This window comes from Pseudobacillus wudalianchiensis, from assembly GCF_001685015.1.
In the GTDB taxonomy this organism is placed as follows: Bacteria; Bacillota; Bacilli; order Bacillales; family Domibacillaceae; genus Pseudobacillus; species Pseudobacillus wudalianchiensis.
The window spans coordinates 303,274-321,823 of the sequence record NZ_MAYT01000023.1 but is presented as its reverse complement, the minus strand read 5'-3'; the positions used below and the strand labels follow the sequence as shown (position 1 = coordinate 321,823).

23 protein-coding genes are annotated in these 18,550 nt (G+C 38.8%); 20 read left to right on the top strand and 3 right to left on the bottom strand.

The genetic code is table 11. The features are described 5' to 3' along the window. Window positions 1-6 precede the first annotated feature (6 nt). The 14 genes from A8F95_RS12095 to A8F95_RS12035 all read left to right on the top strand — a co-directional run bounded on the left by A8F95_RS12095 (window position 7) and on the right by A8F95_RS12035 (window position 9,770). Entirely contained in the window at window positions 7-714 is a 708-nt protein-coding gene (locus A8F95_RS12095) for a hypothetical protein (protein ID WP_065410730.1), read from the top strand. Window positions 715-732: 18 nt separating this feature from the next. After that, window positions 733-1,569: a hypothetical protein gene (locus A8F95_RS12090; RefSeq protein WP_065410729.1), complete on the top strand. Its 837-nt coding sequence runs from the start codon at window positions 733-735 to the stop codon at window positions 1,567-1,569. A gap of 12 nt (window positions 1,570-1,581) precedes the next feature. Next, window positions 1,582-2,070, top strand: coding sequence for a hypothetical protein (locus A8F95_RS12085; protein ID WP_065410728.1), 489 nt, complete (start codon window positions 1,582-1,584; stop codon window positions 2,068-2,070). Further along, on the top strand, window positions 2,063-2,350 hold the full coding sequence (locus A8F95_RS12080; protein WP_065410727.1) for a hypothetical protein: 288 nt from the start codon (window positions 2,063-2,065) through the stop codon (window positions 2,348-2,350). The genes A8F95_RS12085 and A8F95_RS12080 overlap by 8 nt, the downstream gene beginning before the upstream one ends. 15 nt (window positions 2,351-2,365) lie before the next feature. Next, a complete protein-coding gene (locus A8F95_RS12075; RefSeq protein ID WP_065410726.1) occupies window positions 2,366-3,169 on the top strand; it encodes a tail fiber protein in 804 nt (267 codons plus the stop codon). Between the two features lie 12 nt (window positions 3,170-3,181). After that, window positions 3,182-5,119, top strand: a complete 1,938-nt coding sequence (locus tag A8F95_RS12070) for a DNRLRE domain-containing protein (protein ID WP_065410725.1) — start codon at window positions 3,182-3,184, stop codon at window positions 5,117-5,119. 12 nt (window positions 5,120-5,131) lie between these two features. Further along, window positions 5,132-5,545 (top strand): hypothetical protein, encoded by a 414-nt coding sequence (locus A8F95_RS12065; protein ID WP_176713682.1) that lies wholly within the window; start codon window positions 5,132-5,134, stop codon window positions 5,543-5,545. Window positions 5,546-5,571: 26 nt separating this feature from the next. Further along, complete coding sequence (locus A8F95_RS22485; RefSeq protein WP_176713681.1) at window positions 5,572-5,727, top strand: hypothetical protein; 156 nt, start codon at window positions 5,572-5,574, stop codon at window positions 5,725-5,727. A gap of 102 nt (window positions 5,728-5,829) precedes the next feature. Continuing rightward, window positions 5,830-6,252 carry a hypothetical protein gene (locus A8F95_RS12060; RefSeq protein WP_141676264.1) on the top strand — a complete coding sequence of 141 codons (423 nt, stop codon included), beginning with the start codon at window positions 5,830-5,832 and terminating at the stop codon, window positions 6,250-6,252. A 12-nt stretch (window positions 6,253-6,264) separates the two neighbouring features. Next, complete coding sequence (locus tag A8F95_RS12055; RefSeq protein WP_176713680.1) at window positions 6,265-6,543, top strand: phage holin; 279 nt, start codon at window positions 6,265-6,267, stop codon at window positions 6,541-6,543. A gap of 4 nt (window positions 6,544-6,547) precedes the next feature. Beyond that, entirely contained in the window at window positions 6,548-7,402 is an 855-nt protein-coding gene (locus A8F95_RS12050; RefSeq protein WP_065410723.1) for a glycoside hydrolase family 25 protein, read from the top strand. Window positions 7,403-7,538: 136 nt separating this feature from the next. Continuing rightward, window positions 7,539-7,802: a YolD-like family protein gene (locus tag A8F95_RS12045; protein ID WP_065410722.1), complete on the top strand. Its 264-nt coding sequence runs from the start codon at window positions 7,539-7,541 to the stop codon at window positions 7,800-7,802. A gap of 127 nt (window positions 7,803-7,929) precedes the next feature. After that, on the top strand, window positions 7,930-8,922 hold the full coding sequence (locus tag A8F95_RS12040; protein ID WP_218060671.1) for a HipA family kinase: 993 nt from the start codon (window positions 7,930-7,932) through the stop codon (window positions 8,920-8,922). Further along, window positions 8,889-9,770, top strand: coding sequence for a DUF3037 domain-containing protein (locus tag A8F95_RS12035; RefSeq protein ID WP_065410721.1), 882 nt, complete (start codon window positions 8,889-8,891; stop codon window positions 9,768-9,770). Before A8F95_RS12040 ends, A8F95_RS12035 begins: the two co-directional genes overlap by 34 nt. 15 nt (window positions 9,771-9,785) lie before the next feature. On the opposite strand, the gene A8F95_RS12030 is transcribed toward A8F95_RS12035, so the two are convergent. After that, entirely contained in the window at window positions 9,786-10,007 is a 222-nt protein-coding gene (locus A8F95_RS12030) for a helix-turn-helix transcriptional regulator (RefSeq protein WP_077247342.1), read from the bottom strand. A gap of 156 nt (window positions 10,008-10,163) precedes the next feature. On the opposite strand from A8F95_RS12030, the gene A8F95_RS12025 reads away from it, so the two are divergent. Next, window positions 10,164-10,595: a hypothetical protein gene (locus A8F95_RS12025; RefSeq protein WP_065410720.1), complete on the top strand. Its 432-nt coding sequence runs from the start codon at window positions 10,164-10,166 to the stop codon at window positions 10,593-10,595. Between the two features lie 530 nt (window positions 10,596-11,125). Here the strand turns inward: A8F95_RS12025 and A8F95_RS12020 are convergent. After that, on the bottom strand, window positions 11,126-12,100 hold the full coding sequence (locus A8F95_RS12020; protein ID WP_065410719.1) for an S-layer homology domain-containing protein: 975 nt from the start codon (window positions 12,098-12,100) through the stop codon (window positions 11,126-11,128). A gap of 347 nt (window positions 12,101-12,447) precedes the next feature. Here A8F95_RS12020 and A8F95_RS12015 point away from each other — a divergent pair, with 347 nt between their 5' ends. Continuing rightward, complete coding sequence (locus A8F95_RS12015; RefSeq protein ID WP_065410718.1) at window positions 12,448-12,627, top strand: hypothetical protein; 180 nt, start codon at window positions 12,448-12,450, stop codon at window positions 12,625-12,627. 75 nt (window positions 12,628-12,702) lie between these two features. Then, window positions 12,703-12,987 carry a hypothetical protein gene (locus A8F95_RS12010; protein ID WP_065410717.1) on the top strand — a complete coding sequence of 95 codons (285 nt, stop codon included), beginning with the start codon at window positions 12,703-12,705 and terminating at the stop codon, window positions 12,985-12,987. Between the two features lie 412 nt (window positions 12,988-13,399). Here A8F95_RS12010 and A8F95_RS12005 read toward each other — a convergent pair whose 3' ends face one another. Beyond that, window positions 13,400-13,762 carry a winged helix-turn-helix transcriptional regulator gene (locus A8F95_RS12005; RefSeq protein WP_065410716.1) on the bottom strand — a complete coding sequence of 121 codons (363 nt, stop codon included), beginning with the start codon at window positions 13,760-13,762 and terminating at the stop codon, window positions 13,400-13,402. A 129-nt stretch (window positions 13,763-13,891) separates the two neighbouring features. Between A8F95_RS12005 and A8F95_RS12000 the strand changes: the two genes are divergently transcribed. The 3 genes from A8F95_RS12000 (at window position 13,892) to gshAB (ending at window position 18,243) form a co-directional block, all read left to right on the top strand. Further along, window positions 13,892-15,007, top strand: coding sequence for an S-(hydroxymethyl)glutathione dehydrogenase/class III alcohol dehydrogenase (locus A8F95_RS12000; RefSeq protein ID WP_065410715.1), 1,116 nt, complete (start codon window positions 13,892-13,894; stop codon window positions 15,005-15,007). 4 nt (window positions 15,008-15,011) lie between these two features. Continuing rightward, on the top strand, window positions 15,012-15,845 hold the full coding sequence (gene fghA / locus A8F95_RS11995) for an S-formylglutathione hydrolase (protein ID WP_065410714.1): 834 nt from the start codon (window positions 15,012-15,014) through the stop codon (window positions 15,843-15,845). A gap of 133 nt (window positions 15,846-15,978) precedes the next feature. After that, a complete protein-coding gene (gshAB, locus tag A8F95_RS11990) occupies window positions 15,979-18,243 on the top strand; it encodes a bifunctional glutamate--cysteine ligase GshA/glutathione synthetase GshB (protein ID WP_065410713.1) in 2,265 nt (754 codons plus the stop codon). Window positions 18,244-18,550: the final 307 nt, after the last annotated feature.

The following is an 18,550-nucleotide window of genomic DNA, read 5'->3' as shown; positions in this document are numbered from 1 at the left end:
AAATACATGCCGAACTTTTTTACGGTGCTTCTAGATACAACCGGACCATCGAATCCATCAATTTTATTAAACAGTAATGCGCAATACTCTACATCAGCGCTGGTTACAGCAACAATCAATACGAACGACGCCGATAAGACCGGATACCAAATGAAGATTTGGGGAGACATTGACCTGGCTTGGGCGAAAGCAAACGGATTAGTAGGCGCTGCCGCAACAGCAGTGGATGTAGCCAGCGCTTTATGGATTGGATTTAAAGCGTCTCAACAGCTGCAGTTATCTAACGGAGATGGCAATAAAACAATCAATTTACAGCTCCGAGATGATGTGTACAACGTATCAGCCCAGGTATCTGACAGTATTACGTTAGACACTACTCGTCCAATCGTGACAATTACCGGTCCAGATGTTCCTAAGATTTCTAAGCAGGCAGGAAAAGATACTGTGAGCTTTAGTTTTACAGTTGATTCGGACTTTAAGGCTTACAAGGTTATGTACGTGGCTTCTAGCGGTGCCGCACACGACACGGGAACCAATGTTCAAATCGGTATTGTCAATGGATCTGAAAATATGCAAGGAACAGGAATTTTTGCGTCTGGTACTGTTATTAACTGTTCGGTTAAAGGAGCAGATTTAGAAGCAGCTAAGTCTGGTGACGGAAATAAAACGATCAAAGTCTTTGTCCAAGACGATGCAGGCAACTGGTCAATTTAATAAGCGGGTGGTGTTTTAATGCCGGTGCCAGTTATCACTATTAAAAGTGTTTCAAGAAGTAAAATAAGCAAAGAGACAGGGGTAAATCGGTCAACTGTAGTTTTTGCAGTTGATCAGCCCTTGGCAAATTGGGAAGCAAGAGCAGATGGGCAAGGGGTCGGACAGGGAGATTTAGTAGGTATTGCAGAAAATGTGAGAGATAGTTGGAAACAATGGGATGCCCAGAATTTATCTTGGAGCCAGCTGAATGCACGCCGCTATAAGTGGGCAGATATAGCAATCGCATTGCCGGCTGGAGAAAATATTTTGCTTAATCCATCGATTGATGACCCGAGCTGGGTGAAGAGTTACAACACAAATATCATGTATACACAAGACGGGCCAGTTGCTGGGGCAGTCGTTGCTACATTCGAAGATGCCAATACAGACGGATCCGCTTATTGGTATTGTTATGAGGATAAAGCTCCTCAAAAATCAGACACCTATTATCTGGTAGGCGTCTGGGTCAAAGCTTGGGAACGCGATATAGCGATCAAAGCTTACACAGCAGACAACACAGAGGCTCAAAACCCGGGCCAGAGAATTAATACTCCGTATTTAACGGTGAAGCCTATTGATGGATGGAAATACGTAGAGTGGTTGATCAAGACGCATCCAGAAAATATCAGTGACAGTCTCAGCTTCCACTTTAGCGGCTTGACAAATAAAGCACGAATGAGTTTATCATCTCCATCCATGATACCAGTTGGTATTTTCGATGTGGATTTTAACGAGTTGACATGGGGAGATCGCGAATACAGGATAAATGTTTATGGAAAGAACGCTAAAAACGAATGGACACCATACCAAAGCTAGGAGGGAGAGAAGGTGTCTTTTTTTACTGTCGAATTAGATACAACCGCACCAGAGATAAGCATTATCGCTCCCTCATACGCCGGGCGAGATAACTGGAACAAAGTCGTCGTGCAGGGGAATGAGGTATTAGGCTCAAAACAGGAATTTTACTTTATTGACAGTTTAGGAGATCGCCATGATGTGACATTCCTCCATGAAAAAGATCACTACGTAGGCGAAGTGAGATTTAATGACTTTCCTAATGGGATCACTACCTTTTATGCGGTAGCAGAAGATGAAGTGGGGAATGTGGCGCCAAAAGCAGAGCTTTCCATAAACATCGTCGGCAATCCATTAAAAGGAGTAGTGGATTTCTCCATTTACGGCCGTTCACCTGACTATGAACTGACCAAGAGAAAGCAAAATATGCTTGTTTTTTCAAGGGGAACGGAGATGAACTCAGCGGCTCGCGCAAAAGTGATAAATCCGCAAACGAGAACAGGGGTGATAAGCATTGAATAGACCCTATTATCTGCTTGGCGATACCATACGGCTTAAAGCAGAATTTAAGGATTGGCAGGGGCAACCAACAATTCCTGCAGATATCAAATTTATCGTGTATAAAAGCGACTGGACAAAGCTAAAAGAAATTCCATTGAGCCAGGCAATTGTGATAGATGGGTATACCATTGCCTGTGACTACACAGCGGAACAGTTAGGGACATTTTATGTGGAAGCGTATGGCCTGCTTGACGGCACACCTACCATTGAAAGAAAAGCAATAGAAATAAGAAGAATTTAGAAAGGAGCTGGTCACATGCAATATACAACTAAATTAAAACTGCCTCGACCAGAAGAAACAGATACACACAATCTGGCTAACCATCAATTGTTAATCGATGCTATTGAGGCGAATGCTGCTTCTCAAACAGATGTGACGAGTAAATATACAAAGCCAGCATTAGGTATTCCAAAAGCAGACTTAGCAACAGCTGTCCAGTCCTCGTTAAATAAGGCAGATTCGGCCTTGCAATCGGTTCCTGACGCTACGACTGCTGCAAAAGGAGTTGTCCAGCTAAATGACAGCACGGCAAGCACGTCGACTACACAAGCAGCTACAGCAAACGCCGTTAAGAAAGCAAATGATAATGCCAATAGTCGATACACAAAACCAGGAAGTGGAATACCAAAAGCAGACTTGGCGGCCGATGTTCAAGCTTCTCTGAATAAAGCAGATGCGTCAGCAAGCAACGATGCCCTTACGTCGCATTTGGCAGATTATAAGACTCACACAGGCTACGCATCTGCAACGGGAACAGCTAACGCATATATCGCCACACTTACGCCAGCACTCTCCGCATATGCCGAGGGTGTTTCTCTACGTCTAAAGATAAACGCAGATAATACTGGAGCATCAACTGTCAATGTGAACGGATTGGGTGCTAAGCCGATTAAGAAGGCGAATGGAACGGACGTAGGCTCTGGCAACCTCAAGGCAGGCAGCGTGTATACCCTCGTTTATAACGGCGTAAATTTTATCTTACAGGGTGAAGGGAGTGATTTAACCGACACCGATAGACAGGGCATGATTACAGAAATTAACAAAATTATTCAGATGTAAGGGGGCGAGAGGGTGCCAAAAGTTACACTTAGTTACGCTAACGCGAAAATATACGATACCCAAATAGATAACAGGTATCCTACATCGAATTTCTATGCTTATGATTCGTTAACTCTAGGAGGAAGCGGAAATAGCAGGCTGCTTTACACTTTCGACAAGGGGTTTATACCAAATAACGCAATTATCACTAGCGCAAGTATAACGCTTTCTTTACTTGCGTCTAGGTCAACGCCGTTAGTTATCAATACACATCCAATCACAGGAGCTTGGTCACATGATACGGTGACTTGGCAAAATGCACCTGCTTATAATGCAGCGAAAGGTTCTACTGCTTCTTTTTCAGCTGCGCCGTCACCTACAGTTTTAGATATAACGGAATCTGTACAAGAAATGGTAAACGGAAATGCTACTGGATTTATCATTAAAACGAGCGAGATAAACACTAATGATTATCCTTACTGCTCTACGGAATACGCGACCGGAAGCTTACGTCCGACTATAACCATTGAATATACGCTTCCGACAATAGATAAAAAACAGGTAGAGTTAGTCGCTACTAAAAACGAACTTATAGACTCTATCAATCAAAACAAAGTACCTGTACCAGCAGGAGCGCAAGCAGACGATCTTCTGATCGCCTTCATTCATTATGGTTTCGGGACTGTTAAAACTATAACACCGCCCAGCGGCTGGACCTTATTCAGCAATAAAATCTACAGCACTAATAACATGGGAATGGCGATTTTAACAAAAAGAGCTGTAGGAAACGAAACAGATACGAAGTTTACAAGCGGGGCAGACGCTTACCTGAACGGTATCGCTTCGACTCATATTTACAGAAATGTAAAAGACTTTAGTTTTGTAGGAACCGACGGTATAGACCTTCTTAATCCCAGCTTTAAACCTGTAAGCGGCTTAACACCTAACGGCCTTTTACTAAATATTCTCATGACTTATGGCGGCTCTAGGGACATAGGTTCGCACGAAGCGCCAAACTTTACCCGTATATTTCGTTTAGAGAGTGTTACGACCGCTACGGAAATGGCAATGCAGACTACCTATAACCATGAAAGAACGTCCTACACAGGCGCCGAAATGAATATTCCCATTTCAGGGGGCGGTTATAGCGCGTCTACGTCGTTACTCTTTATTCCTGTTACAAATGAAACGCCTAAAATGGACGGGGCCGACGGGTATTTAGGAGCTTTTGCAGCAGCTCTTACGAAGTCTTACACGCTTTCAGACAAGGAAGGCGACCCGATCACTGTCACAGAAAAGCTGAACGGGGAAACTCTTCGTACCTTTATAGGAACGGGAGCGCAAACACTGAATACAGCTTCTAAATGGGATAGCTTATCTATTGGCACACATACTGTAACAGTCGAGATTAATGATAATTACAATAACCCGCCGCATGTACCAAGCGTTCGTACATGGACCTTTACAAAAATCCTGGCGGACGATACGAAGACTCCTGACGTTGTAAATTTAGGTTTAAAACAGCTCGCGCCGTTTTTAGCGGCAAGGAAAACAGATTTAATAGCTGCAGTACGAGCTAAGGGCGGGACAATAAACGATAACGATACCCTGGACACAATCATAAAAGCCTTAAGCCTGCTTCCTGCCGTAAGATGGGCCAGCGGAACAGTCGCGTTTAAATCTGGCAGCCCTGTAGTGTTTAACGGCCTAGCCTTTAAACCGTCTGTATTAGTTGCGGCGTCTGCCATGTTTGACGGTTCTACGACAATTCCTTCTGATAGCTGGAACTACGGAACATTCGCAGATATTAAAAAAGGTATAAGGGTCGAAACGTCAGAAGGTAATAGTTATTCTTCATACGGCGGTACTTTTATTAAAACAAACGCTCTTACATGGGATGAAAGCACCAAGACATTAACGTTCCCTAGTACAAATCTAAACGTAACAGCTAACTGGATAGCGTTCGAATAAGGAGGAAAGTTCATGATTAATAAAGTAGGCCGCAGATTGTTTTACGACAAAGCAACAGGCAATTTGTTAGTAAATACAGGCGAAAAGCTGGGCGCTGTAGTTCAGACGACAGTCGAGCAAGATATAGCGTCTTATAAAGTGCTATCAGAGCGAGAAAGAGAGTCTTTTGGTGTAATTGATTTACCTTTTGGACGCCGTAGTCAAGACTTTATAGAAGCTGTAGACGCTCGCGTAAATGTAGACCTGCTGGAGACGTTACCAACAGACAGGCAAGCGGACGCTATAGAATTCGCATACCCTGACCCCGACCAGCCAGACGCAGCGCCGGTTTATCAGAAGTCGTTGAGCGAGTCAATGAATGAACAGATGGACTATTTAGTCGATGTTGATTTTCGTTTGTCGATGGTTGAACTAGGATTATTATAATTTATTAAATTAGGAGGAATTTTAATATGTCGTTAACTTATAAAGCTTGTAAATCAATGATTGATCGTCAGTCTTATACAACCAAAGAGGATATGCAAAGTAAATTGGATATTTTTCTATTAAATAATCGCCTAACACAAGTAGAATATGATGAGTTATCTCAACAAATAGCAACTCAATAAATGTCGGCTTAGATCGATAATACGACGCAAAGCACCTAAAGAATAGGTGTTTTTTTATGCAAGGAAAAGAGAGAGAAGTTGTTTATATAAAGAAAGGGGTGAGTGGGTGTGTCGGAAGAAAGGGGCGGTCTCATGACCACAGAAAGCTTTGCCTTGAAGATGTTTGAAGAAATCGGCGGCCTGCGAGGGGATTTAAAGGAAGTGTCTGCCACGATGCGAGGCATCGATGAAAAGCTCAATCACATGAACAACAAAATTGAAGATGTTAAAGTCATGGCGAAAGGTGCTGCCGAAACAGCAATGGCTGCAAATGACAAGGCAAATAAAGCTCTTGATTTCATTGCAGATCACAAAGAGGATATCGATCGGCTATATAGCAAATTCCGCGAGAGTGCTGCGGAGAGAAAGGCTGATCGGCAGGAAGCATCCAATAAAATTTTTAAATGGATCAGCATTGTGGTGCCGGCCAGTATCGGTCTCACAGGGCTTGTCGTTACCGTTATTTTCAACTTAATAAATAACTAGGAGGGGATTCAATTGAATATTAACTGGAAAGTGCGGGCGAAAAACCCGCTTTTTTGGTTTCAACTGTTTTTGTCAATCGTCGTTCCAGTCGGTGCATATTTCGGATTAACAGGTCAGGACATTACGTCTTGGCCTATTTTATTTGATGTCACTTTTAAAGCCTTATCCAATCCCTATGTGCTGTTTATTGTGGGGATGAGTGTATTTAATTCATTAAACGATCCGACAACAAAAGGCGTGGGAGACAGCGATCTAGCCATGAGATACAAAGAACCGAAGGGAAGGGGCTGAAATAATGAGCAAAATTGCAGATTTATCTCATCATCAAGGCTTCATTGACTGGGGCAAGGCTTCAAAAGAATTATCCCTCGCTATTCTCAGAGTCCAGGACGGAAGTAGAGTTCGGGATCGGCAGTATAAAAGCTATGTAGAAGGGGCGAAGAAGTACGGGGTGCCGTTTGGTAATTACGCTTTTTGTCGTTTTGTCTCTATTGATGATGCAAAAAAAGAGGCCCGAGACTTCTGGGAACGAGGGGATAAGGAAGCCTTGTTCTGGGTAGCTGATGTAGAAGTCAAAACTATGAATGATATGAGCGCTGGCACACAGGCATTTATTGACGAACTGCAAAGGTTAGGAGCAAAAAGAGTCGGTCTGTATGTTGGGCATCATACGTACAAGCTATTCCGAGCAGATCAAATCAAAGCAGACTTTGTTTGGATTCCTCGTTATGGAGGAAAGAAACCTGATTATCCTTGCGATTTACATCAATATACAGAAACAGGGCGGCTGGCGGGTGTGAATGGGAATGTGGACCTGAATACATTGATTGGAACTAAGACACTTGAATGGTTTCTAAATAAGGGACAGGTAAAGGCTACATCCATTGTAAGAGCACCAACTCCAAGTGATGATAAAACATATCGTCTGGCCACAGGTACTTTTCCGGATGCAGCTGCATTAGCGAAAGCGAAGAAACAGCTTAAAGAAGCTTATCCTCACTGGATGATTTATGAACGGGCAGATGATTTGCAGTTTAATCCAGGGCTGCGGCTGTTCACTGGCACGTTTGTTGGCAGGAACGTTGCTGAGTTTCACGCAGAGACTATTAGAAAAACGTTTGGTTGGACAATTTATATAAAAGAAAGTTGATGTAAAAGCCTCCTGTCCTTAGCGGATGGGAGGCTTTTTTATTTTAAAAACAAGAATATATGTTCGTGTTTTTTGTCGAAAAGAGAATGTTTGTTCTGTATAATTGGAATATAAAGAAAATTAAGGAGGATATATAATGGCTAAAACTAAAAAACAAAGTAAACCCCAACGCCCAGCTCGCGATGAATTTGAACTTGAAGAAATTGCATACCAATTAACAGAAGCATTCACAGAGAAAACAGAAGTAATATTGTCTGTTTGGAAGGTAGATGAGCAAATCCAAGGAAAAGTTGCGAAAATGGACGGCCAAACAAAACTGATCCATGTGGAAGAGAAGTATGGAGATGTTAGAAAGGTACCGTTTATAGATATATTGGCGGTAAGTTCTGTTAGTGCCTAGCCCTTTTCATTAGAGAGGGGCTTTTTTGTTTTTTAAAACCAAATTTTATTAATAAATTCATTGAATACATCTCTTACTTGAAATAAAATTACTTGATGAAGGGATAGTTGGGGAGAGGGGGAATATAGTGATTAAAGAAATAGATGTTGATGCGTTCTTGAGCTATTTGGGAGAAGGTGTAAGTAGGCCAGCTCTAATAATTGGGGATGACTCTTACAAATACATTTTGAAAACTCAAAAGGTCTTGGAAGATGGGAAGTTAGTTACATATGATTGCATGTTTCTGAATGAGCTAATTGCCTATCAAGCTGCTAAATTTTTAGAAGTTCCAGTTCCAGATGCAGCTATTGCACATTTAGATCAAAGATTAATCGATGCCGATCCGCAAATTACGTTTGTGCACAGATTTTATTCGGGAGTACACTTTGCCTCGAAAGAATTAAGCAAAAAGGAAGAGAATTTAAAAGAGAACTACCTAGATTTATTGAAAATGAGAAAGCCTTATGTTAGTCGATCATGGAAACGTTTTTTTGATAATATAAAAAATCCAGAGGATATATCAAGGATAATTGCGTTTGATTTGCTCATTGCAAATTTTGACAGATACGGTAACACAGGAAACCTTCTGATTGCAGAAGAAAATAATGAAAGAAAGGTATTTACTATTGATCATGGGCATTCATTTTTTGGTCCTACCTGGAATACAAATAAAATCAATTATTTGAAATTCCCCAGTGCGACGCCAGAATATACTGATACATTTGTTAATTTTATTCTTAGAAATAATATTAACGATGGTTCGGTAAACGGGTTGGGAGAGGTGTTTCGTGCTATAGAGAATAATATTGAACTAGAGAATGTATCAAATCATTCGTTTCAAGATGCCGTGAGTTGCATAGAAGGATTGAGTGAGGCAGTAGTTGACGAGTGGTTCAGCGCTATTCCTAATACGTGGTTTGTAGACAAGAATAGCCAAATTGCTTATTATAAATATTTTATAATGAAACAAAAAGATCTAGTGCGTTTTATAATTCAAAGGCTGGCAGACAGAGAGGCTTTTTCAAATTTCAGGGGAGGTGTTTTAGAATGGAAAGCCGCAAGGCATGTTGGTACAGTATAGTACGTTATTGTGCAAATGAATTAACAGGCGAAGTGGTTAATGTCGGTGTTATTTTACACTCAATTGAAGAAAAAGCATTAATAAAGTATCAACTAATAAGCGAAAACTCTCCCAAAATCCGTGCGATTACTGACTCTCAAGTAGAAGTTAATATTTATAAAACATTCAAAGATGCGCTTGAATATTATATGACCAAAAACACAGAGAACTTGCTGGGCATTGTCGGAGATGTACAGATAGGTTCATTAATGGACGAGAAGTTCTTAGATAAACTTTACGAGCATTATAAAGATAAGAAGCTATTCCTGTCTAGGCCAAAATTTTCTCTAACTAGAAATTTGGAAGGGGTGTTTAGAAGCCTATTTGAAACCTATGTAGGAATAAGTTATTTAGAGACTGAACATAAAGAAGTTAGTACGAAAAGATTGCTAAAGGGTTTATTCGAGGAGAAAAAATTATTAGACAGGAAAGTGATGCAGGACTTTTCGATTACACCGATAAAAGATTTAGATATTATTAAAATTAATATCGATTTTGGCTATAAAAATGGTGTGTGGAATTATCTCCAAGCAATTCCTTACATTGGAGGCCCATCAAAAAATACAGAATGGCTTGCTAAAACAAAGTTCATGTTTGAAAATATTGAGAACGATACAAAAGTACACCTAATGTATAAGTCCTCTAATATTGAGAATATGGAAGATTTTATGGGGGTATTGAACTATCTGTCTTCATTGGATGCAAATAGAATATTGAAGTTAGATTTGGACGATACGAGAAAAGTGTTAGAATTGTGCGATGTTATTGAACGGGATGCTCATGACATAGACGAATTATTAATTTCTTAAACATTGAACCCCCTCTCATTCGAGAGGGGGTTTTTTCGTTTCTTCTTTCCATTGATATAGATCGTCTACTTTTACGTTAAAAAGTGCTGCAAGTTTGAATGCTTGTGGAATTGTTGGGAAAGTCTTTCCTGTACACCAATTTGAAAGTGTATTTTGCGAAACCCCAAAGACCTCGCATAATTCCTTTCTAGTGAGCTTTGACTGCTTAATCCAATGCCCAATTAAACTAATCATCATAATTTATCACCCACTATATAAATTCGTGAACTGCATTATCATTCCCTTTCACAATATGATTTTGAAAATAACAATTTGATTGTGATAATACAAAGTGGTTTTACATATCATTTACAAAGACGTCAGCAGACGTCATAACGAAAGGGGAGGACGTCAATGGTTTACAGGCCGACAGTCAGGTACCATTCAACTTTCAAAAAATATGTAGATGAGCTTTTCCAAGCAACACACCTGGATCGCAATCAAATTGTCCGGGCTGCTCTCTTCGCGGCAGCTCATTCGAAAGAATTTCAATCTATACTTCACAGCAATAAAAAGAAAGACGTCCCTCTCCCCCGTCCTAACTGGTCGATGAATCAGGCTGTTTTGTGGAGGGAACAGAATCCGGATATCAAAGAGAAGGAGGGGGACGTCAGTGCTTACAATAGAAGAGAGACGTCAACTGAAGAACTTGTTGGAACTTCTGGACAAAGAAGAAGAGAAGACAAACAAACGAGATGTCAGCAGTCGATCCCGAGACAAGAAAGGGAGGTTCGCGGTAGAGTCCGAACATCAGGTGGAGGTCTTACCATCCAGCTCCGTCCGTAAGATTAAATTAGTGAAAGTGAAAGGTTCATATGGATCTTATTTTGTGAGGACACAATGGTTAACAGAAGGAGAGAGGGATTTGTTGTTATTGAGTGGAGTATTAATGATTTTAGCAATTATCTTTTAAGTTTTTCATCTTTATTTTGCGCCGACACTCTGCCGACATCTTGCCGACCAACATAATAATTCTTAAAGAATCTTAATTTATCAAAATGAGTTTTAAGCGTTGTTAAATAAAGCTTTTTGTACCCTATGAATTTATGAAATAGCCTACATTGACACCTTGACAGGGTAGAGGTCGCTGGTTCGAACCCAGTCGGAATCATACGCAAGCGTCAGAACGTTATGAAAGTAGCGTTTCTGGCGCTTTTTTATTTACGGTGAAGGCTCTTATTTAAGTATAATGTACTTCTCTTGACCAGCTTATAAGATGACTGAAAACTAGGTGCAGCTTTGATAATTGAAGAATATCCCTATTCTTCCTTATAAACGAACAAGCCCGTCTGGAAACTAACCAGCGGGCTTGTTCATTAATTGATTTTCATATGTTTAATGGCATATTCAAGTCTATCATGGATACTCATGTATGTTTTAGCTTCTCTAGATCCTTGTTTGCCTACCTCATAATAAGGATCCTCACTTTGACCTTGATAACAGTAATAGTAGTTGTTTGCTTTTTTAATCAGATAGTAAGGTGCATCTTCGAAGAAGTTTTTCCATAATGAAGCAGGAATGATATGAATTGATCCAGCGAACGGTGTGTAACCAAGATAAGTAGCATTGTTATAATAAAAGTTAACCGAAAAAACTTTATTCTCACTTATACCTAATCCATCGTCAAACACTACTTGGGATTTCATGTAGTTTGGTAATTCTAATTTAAAGTGATAATTATCATTAGAAAAAGTAAAGGTTTTAAAATTGTCATTTAAAGCTTTTGCTAGAAATACAGAAAATTGAGCACGTGTAAGTGGTGTGCTTGGTTTAAATGTTCCATCTGGATACCCTAGAGTAATATTGTTCTCGGCTAAAGCAGAGATGTATGGATAAGCCCAATGGCTTGAAGGAACATCTTTGAAACTAATTTTTTTTGTCGATTTTAATTTAAATCCGGACGTAAGCATTCTAGCCATTAATTCACGAGTCATAGGTTCATTTGGTTTTAAATATGCACTTTTTGGAAATATACCTTCGTCCACGATAGCTGCAGCATATTTATAGCTACTATTCATGGTTGATAAGTCTTTAAAGCCTGGATTGGGACGATTAGATAAATCTAGATTTAGAGCCCTAGCCATCAACGTTATAGCTTGTAATCGGGTAACCGGTGCTTGTGGACGAAATGAATTATCGTAAAAACCGTTAATGACTTTTTTGTCCGTTAAGTATGTGATTTCATCTTTTGCCCAATAATCACGGCTAACATCCTTAAATGCAGCTGAAGCAAAGGTAGTGCTTGTAAAAGTTAAACAACAAACTAACAATAGACTAAATAATCTCTTCATTTAATTTGCTCCTTTTCATTTTTATAATTAGATAATAAGATAAGTGATTACTTTACATATAAAAATCTTAACTCCTTAACTTGAAATCTAATCTAGTTTGTGGGTAATAATAGGTTTATAATACCATGGAAATAGAACTAGTAAACAAGTGGGGTATAAGAAAAGTTGTAGAGTCAAAGTGCTCGTATAATTGCAAAGAGAGTTCTCCTATAAGATAGGCTTTATCTTTCTGCCATGTTTTTTATTGAAGCTAATAAGCTGCTAATTGAGACTTCTATGGTGAAATAAAGAAAAATCAGCAATGAGAAAGGGAAATGAAACGTTAGATGTTAGTATAAAAGGCCTGTTTGACTGGGATGAACTTGGGGGATCTTTCAACAATCAAGGATAAGGAAAGTTTACTTGAATTATTTGAAGAAACGTATCCTGATGGTAAGCCAAAAGCGATTGAAAACAAAGCTAACCAAGTGTGGAGATTTAGATCTGAAATTAAAGTGGGAGACATTGTTGTCTTCCCATTAAAATAAGAGCCGGCGATTGCAGTTGGAGCCGTTAATGACGCATACATGTATAAAACTGATCTTAGTTCAGAAGCAAGCCACATGAGAAAAGTAGAATGGATTACAAAGGATATGACACGTACGAGATTGGATCAGGACTTACTCTATTCACTAGGAGCATTTCTAACAGTATGTCGTATTCATAGTAATGAAACGGAAGCACGCATACCGGCGGCTGTAAACGCTTTTTTAGGCGAAGCTGCTGTATTGGGGAAAATTCCATCTTCTGTGGATAACAAAGAAGATGTTGATCGGGAAACTCTCGGGTGCGATCAAATTAGAGTAGCTATCGAAAAGGATTTCGCGGTCATAGACTTCAAGATTTAGTCGCTTCTATATTAGAGATAAAAGGGTATAAGACAGTAGTCTCTCCAACCGGAAAAGATGGTGGAGAGAACAATTTCTTAAAATCCGTCTTTGGGATTCATAATGAATTAATCGATGCAGTTTTACAGAGCATGGTTGATGGTGCAAGAGGAGTATCTAATAATTTTTGTGTTTCTGAATATACATTTTTCAGCAATATTTTATTAAATAAAATGATAGGCAATAGGGGCTTATTTTCTCGGAAATTTACCCATAATAAAAATAAATAATTTGGTAATATGTTAGGGACAGAATACGCATCCTAAAGGAAAAAAGATTCCTAAATGATCGTTTTGGAATCCTTAATAAGCGACGAAACGCCTTCATACCAGCGTTTCGTCGCTTTCATTTTCAGAACCGTTTGTGAAATTTGCTAATCAACTGATGTTTCATTAGTATCATTTTGCAAAAAGTCCCTAAAACTATCACCCCAGTCACAAATGGAAGTGACAACGGATTCTAGACGAAGCCCCATTTCGCTTAATTGATACTCCACTTTAGGAGGAACAACAGGGTGTACAAATCTAGTAATGATTTGATCTTCTTCTAATTCCCTTAATTGTCTAATTAACATGCGTTGATTGGCATGGGGGAGTTTTTGTTGTATTTCGCTTAATCTTAGTGGAGACTGTTGGAATAAACACCATATAATAGCTATTTTCCAACGTCCGCCTATAACGGATAAGGCCAAATCTTTGCTATTAAAATAAGCTTTTTCTTTATAATGAATCACCATATATATATATTCACTCTTTTCTATATAATATTGTGTCTATAGTGACAAAAATGTCAGTATTGTATGCTGAATTATAATATGTAATTATGAGAATGTAAATATCAGAAAATAAAGAAAGAAGGGGTTCATTTGAAAAGTAAAGCTGCTGTTGCATTCAAACCAGGAGAACCACTTGAAATTGTAGAAATCGATGTGGAAGAACCAAAAGCAAAAGAGGTATTAGTAAAAATTCTTTATACTTCAGTCTGTCATACAGATGCTTTTACCTTATCAGGTGACGATCCCGAAGGCGTATTTCCTGCTGTATTAGGTCATGAAGGTGCTGGTGTTGTCGTGGCTGTAGGGGATGAAGTGACTTCAGTAAAACCAGGGGACCATGTTATTCCACTATATACGGCTGAATGTGGAGAATGTAAATTCTGTCGTTCGGGTAAAACAAACTTATGTAGTGCTGTGCGAGAAACTCAAGGTAAAGGTTTAATGCCTGATGGAACAACACGTTTCTCTTATAATGGAGAGCCTATTTATCATTACATGGGAACAAGTACATTTAGTGAATATACAGTCGTTCCTGAAATTTCTTTAGCAAAAATTGATCCAGAAGCGCCGCTTGATAAAGTTTGTCTATTTGGATGCGGGGTTACTACAGGTATTGGCGCTGTACATAACACAGCAAAGGTAGAAGAAGGAGCTGTAACAGCCGTATTTGGTCTTGGAGCTATTGGGTTAGCTGTTATTCAAGGATTGGTTCAAGCAAAAGCAAGCCGAATTATTGCGATAGACTTAAATGAGGATAAATTTGAATTGGCTAAAAAGATGGGGGCAACTGATTTTATAAATCCTTCTAAATTTGATAGACCAATTCAAGAAGTCATCATTGAAATGACGGATGGAGGAGTAGATTATAGCTTCGAGTGTATCGGAAATGTTGAAGTAATGAAATCTGCTCTTGAATGTTGTCACAAAGGCTGGGGTGAAAGCACGATTATCGGTGTAGCAGGTGCGGGCAAAGAGATTCATACTCGTCCATTCCAATTAGTAACAGGCCGGGTATGGCGTGGATCAGCCTTTGGAGGAGTTAAGGGGAGAACCCAACTGCCAGGAATGGTTGAAGATTATATGAATGGTGAAATTGATTTAGATTCATTTATCACACACCACTTAAATTTTAAAGATATCAATGAGGCGTTTGATTTGCTTCATAAGGGTGAGTCGATCCGTACAATTTTAACATATGGAGAGTGAGAAAATGAGTCTTAAGCTTATTGAAAAACATCGCTCTTTTGGCGGAGAACAATGTAAGTACAGCCATTATTCAGAAGCCTTACAATGTGATATGACATTTAGTATCTACTTGCCGTCCAATAAAGAAATGAAAAAAATCCCTCTTATTTGGTGGTTATCCGGTTTAACTTGTACAGATGATAATTTTAGTCAAAAGAGCGGATTTCAAAGATTGGCTGAAAAATATCAAGTGGCCGTCATGATTCCAGATACTTCACCACGTGGAGATGATGTTGCTGATGATGAAGCGTGGGACCTTGGACAAGGGGCAGGTTTTTATTTAAACGCGACACAAGATCCATGGGCCAAGCATTATAACATGTATACGTATATAGTAGAGGAATTAACAGCTATTGCGCCAACTTTGGTACCTAATTTTTCAGGGGAAGAAAGCATTATGGGCCACTCAATGGGAGGGCATGGAGCTTTAGTAATTGGCATGAAAAATGCTGCGAGATTCAAAGCGATTTCTGCTTTTGCTCCTATTTTAAGTCCTAGTCACGTCCCATGGGGAATAAAAGCTTTTTCAGCTTATTTAGGCGAAGACAAAGCTTCTTGGAAAGAATGGGATGCCTCAGAACTGGTCAAAGAAACTGGCATGCCGCCTATTCTCATTACGCAAGGGGCTCAAGATACGTTTTATCCAGAGCAATTAGAAGAAACTATCTTCTTAGAAAACGCTCGAGAAAATAATCAAGAAGTAAGTTACAACAAAGAGGAAGGTTATGATCATAGCTATTTCTTTATTGCTACTTTCTTAGACGACCATTTCTCTTTCCATATGAAGTACTTAAGATGATACTCTTTTTACGATAAAATATGGAATGGAAAATATCCACATTGTGACTAAATGTGGATATTTTCTATTACTGTATTTTGTCGTGTTTTAAGTTTACTATTTAAAGATAAGTTAATTAGGAGGCACAGATAATATGGATATGAAAAAAATGTTAGTCAATGACCGTGTTAAACCATACTTATTAAAAGCCCGTTATGGGATTGAAAAAGAAGGCCAACGAGTTGACTTATCAGGAAATTTAGCTAAGACGGATCATCCTAAAAGTATTTCGATAAGAGATGAACATCCTTATATTCAGCGGGATTTTTCAGAAACACAGATGGAATTAATTACACCTGTTACTGAAACGCTAGAGGAACTGTTTAATTACTTAGCAGCTATTCATGATGTTGCTTATCGTTCTATGGGTGATAATGAAATGCTCTGGCCATTGAGCATGCCACCGCAGTTACCAGAAAAGGAAGAAGATATTGTGATTGCGAAATTCAAAAGTGTTGAAAATGTTCTATACCGTCAATCGTTATCCAATTCTTATGGCCGCCGTAAACAGATGATCAGTGGTGTTCATTTCAACTTTGAATTTAGTGATGAGTTAATCCAATCGTTATTTAACTTACAATCGGAGATAAAAGATTATCAGCATTTTAAAACAGAGATTTATTTAAAAGTCACAAGAAACTATTTACGTTATCGCTGGTTAGTGACTTATTTTTATGGAGCTTCTCCTAGTAGTGAAAAGAATTTTTTTGAAGAAGGTTCTTTGAATGAGCCAGTAAGAAGTATTAGAAGCAGTAAATATGGGTATACTAACTCTGATGATGTTCGAGTGTCATATAGTAGTATACGAAACTATATATCAGATCTCTCTTTAATGGTTAAAAGAGGGCTTCTAATAGAAGAAAAAGAATTTTATTCAGCTATCCGTTTAAGAGGCGGACATCAAGTTTCCGATTTAGAAGAACACGGTGTTAGTTATGTTGAATTGCGTAATATAGATTTAAATCCTTTTGAAACGTATGGTATTAGCTATGAACAAGCAGAGTTTCTACATCTTTTCTTAATTTATTTACTATGGAAAGATGAAGATAATCATTGTGATGAGTGGGTAGAAATGGGCGATTTTTACAATGATGCAGTGGCTCTTGAGCATCCATTAGAGCCTACACAATTTGCAGTAGAGGCTCACCATATGGTGGATGAGATGGAACAGTTAGTAAAAACTTTAGATTTAACTATCTCGGATTCGTTATTTGTTAATCTGAGGGAAATGCTGAGGGACCCAAGCAAGACTTTGGCTGGAAGGCTTTGCAAAGAAAGTGAAGAGAGCAGTCAAGCTCACGTGGCTACGTGCATTGCTAAAGAAAACTATAAGAAATCATGGGAAAAGCCATATCAATTAACAGGATTTACTGATATGGAGCTGTCCACCCAGATTTTAATGTTTGATGCTATTCAGCAAGGAATCCGGGTCGAAATTCTGGATCGGCAAGATCAGTTTTTGAAGCTTCAATTAAAAGACCATATCGAATATGTGAAAAATGGTAATATGACAAGTAAAGATACGTATGTATCTACTTTAATTATGGAAAATAAAACAGTAACAAAGAAAATTCTTCAGCAGCATGGATTCCGTGTGCCGATAGGTGAGGAATTTCACACAATAGAACAAGCTTTGCGTTCCTATGATCTATTTTCTGCCAAGCCATTTGTTGTCAAGCCGAAAACAACAAACTATGGATTAGGAATATCGATCTTCAAAGAAGGGGCAAATTACGAGGATTATCAAAAAGCAATCATACTTGCATTTAAAGAAGATTCTTCCGTATTAATAGAAGAGTTTCTTAATGGAACAGAATATCGATTTTTTGTGTTAGATGATAAAGTTTATGCTGTTTTATTGCGAATTCCTGCGAACGTGAAAGGTGACGGGAAACATACCATCGAAGAGTTAGTCACTCAAAAGAACCGCGATTCGTTAAGAGGAAGAGACCATAGGACTCCTTTAGAAAGCATACAATTAGGTGAATTGGAGAACCTTATGCTTAAAGGTCAAGGGTATCGAATGGACTCGATTCCAAAAGCTGGTGAAATCATCTATCTGCGTGAAAACTCTAACATTAGCACGGGTGGAGACTCGATTGATGTGACAGATGAAATTCCTGATGACTATAAAAAAATAGCGGTGGATGCGGTAGCGGCACTTGGAGCTAAAATTAGCGGCATCGATTTGATTATTGCAAATAAAGAAGCTCCTGCAGCTAATAAAGATGCTTATGGAATTATTGAAGCGAACTTTAACCCATCCATGTATATGCATATCTATCCATACAAGGGAAAGTCTCGACGTTTGACTATGCATATAATACATTATTTATTCCCGGAACTATTACAAAATTAGAATTGAAGTTAGTCAAACCAGGGTTACGACTAACAGGACGTGGGTTTGCAACGGCAGAGACAGGAGTAATATAATATTGTTTAAAATGATGTATGGCATTTCTTCTGATACTTCAAAACTGTTCTGCAATAATTGATTTTTTTAGAAAGAACTTATATCTTTACGTTTCAGTCTCTTGATATTTTGACTGAAATTAATTTTTTGTGTTTTACACCAGCTTTCGATAAGGTTCGACATTCAAAAGTGTAAGCATAATTTATTTGATTATTTACACGTTGTTGTACAATAATGACATTAGAGAAGGGAG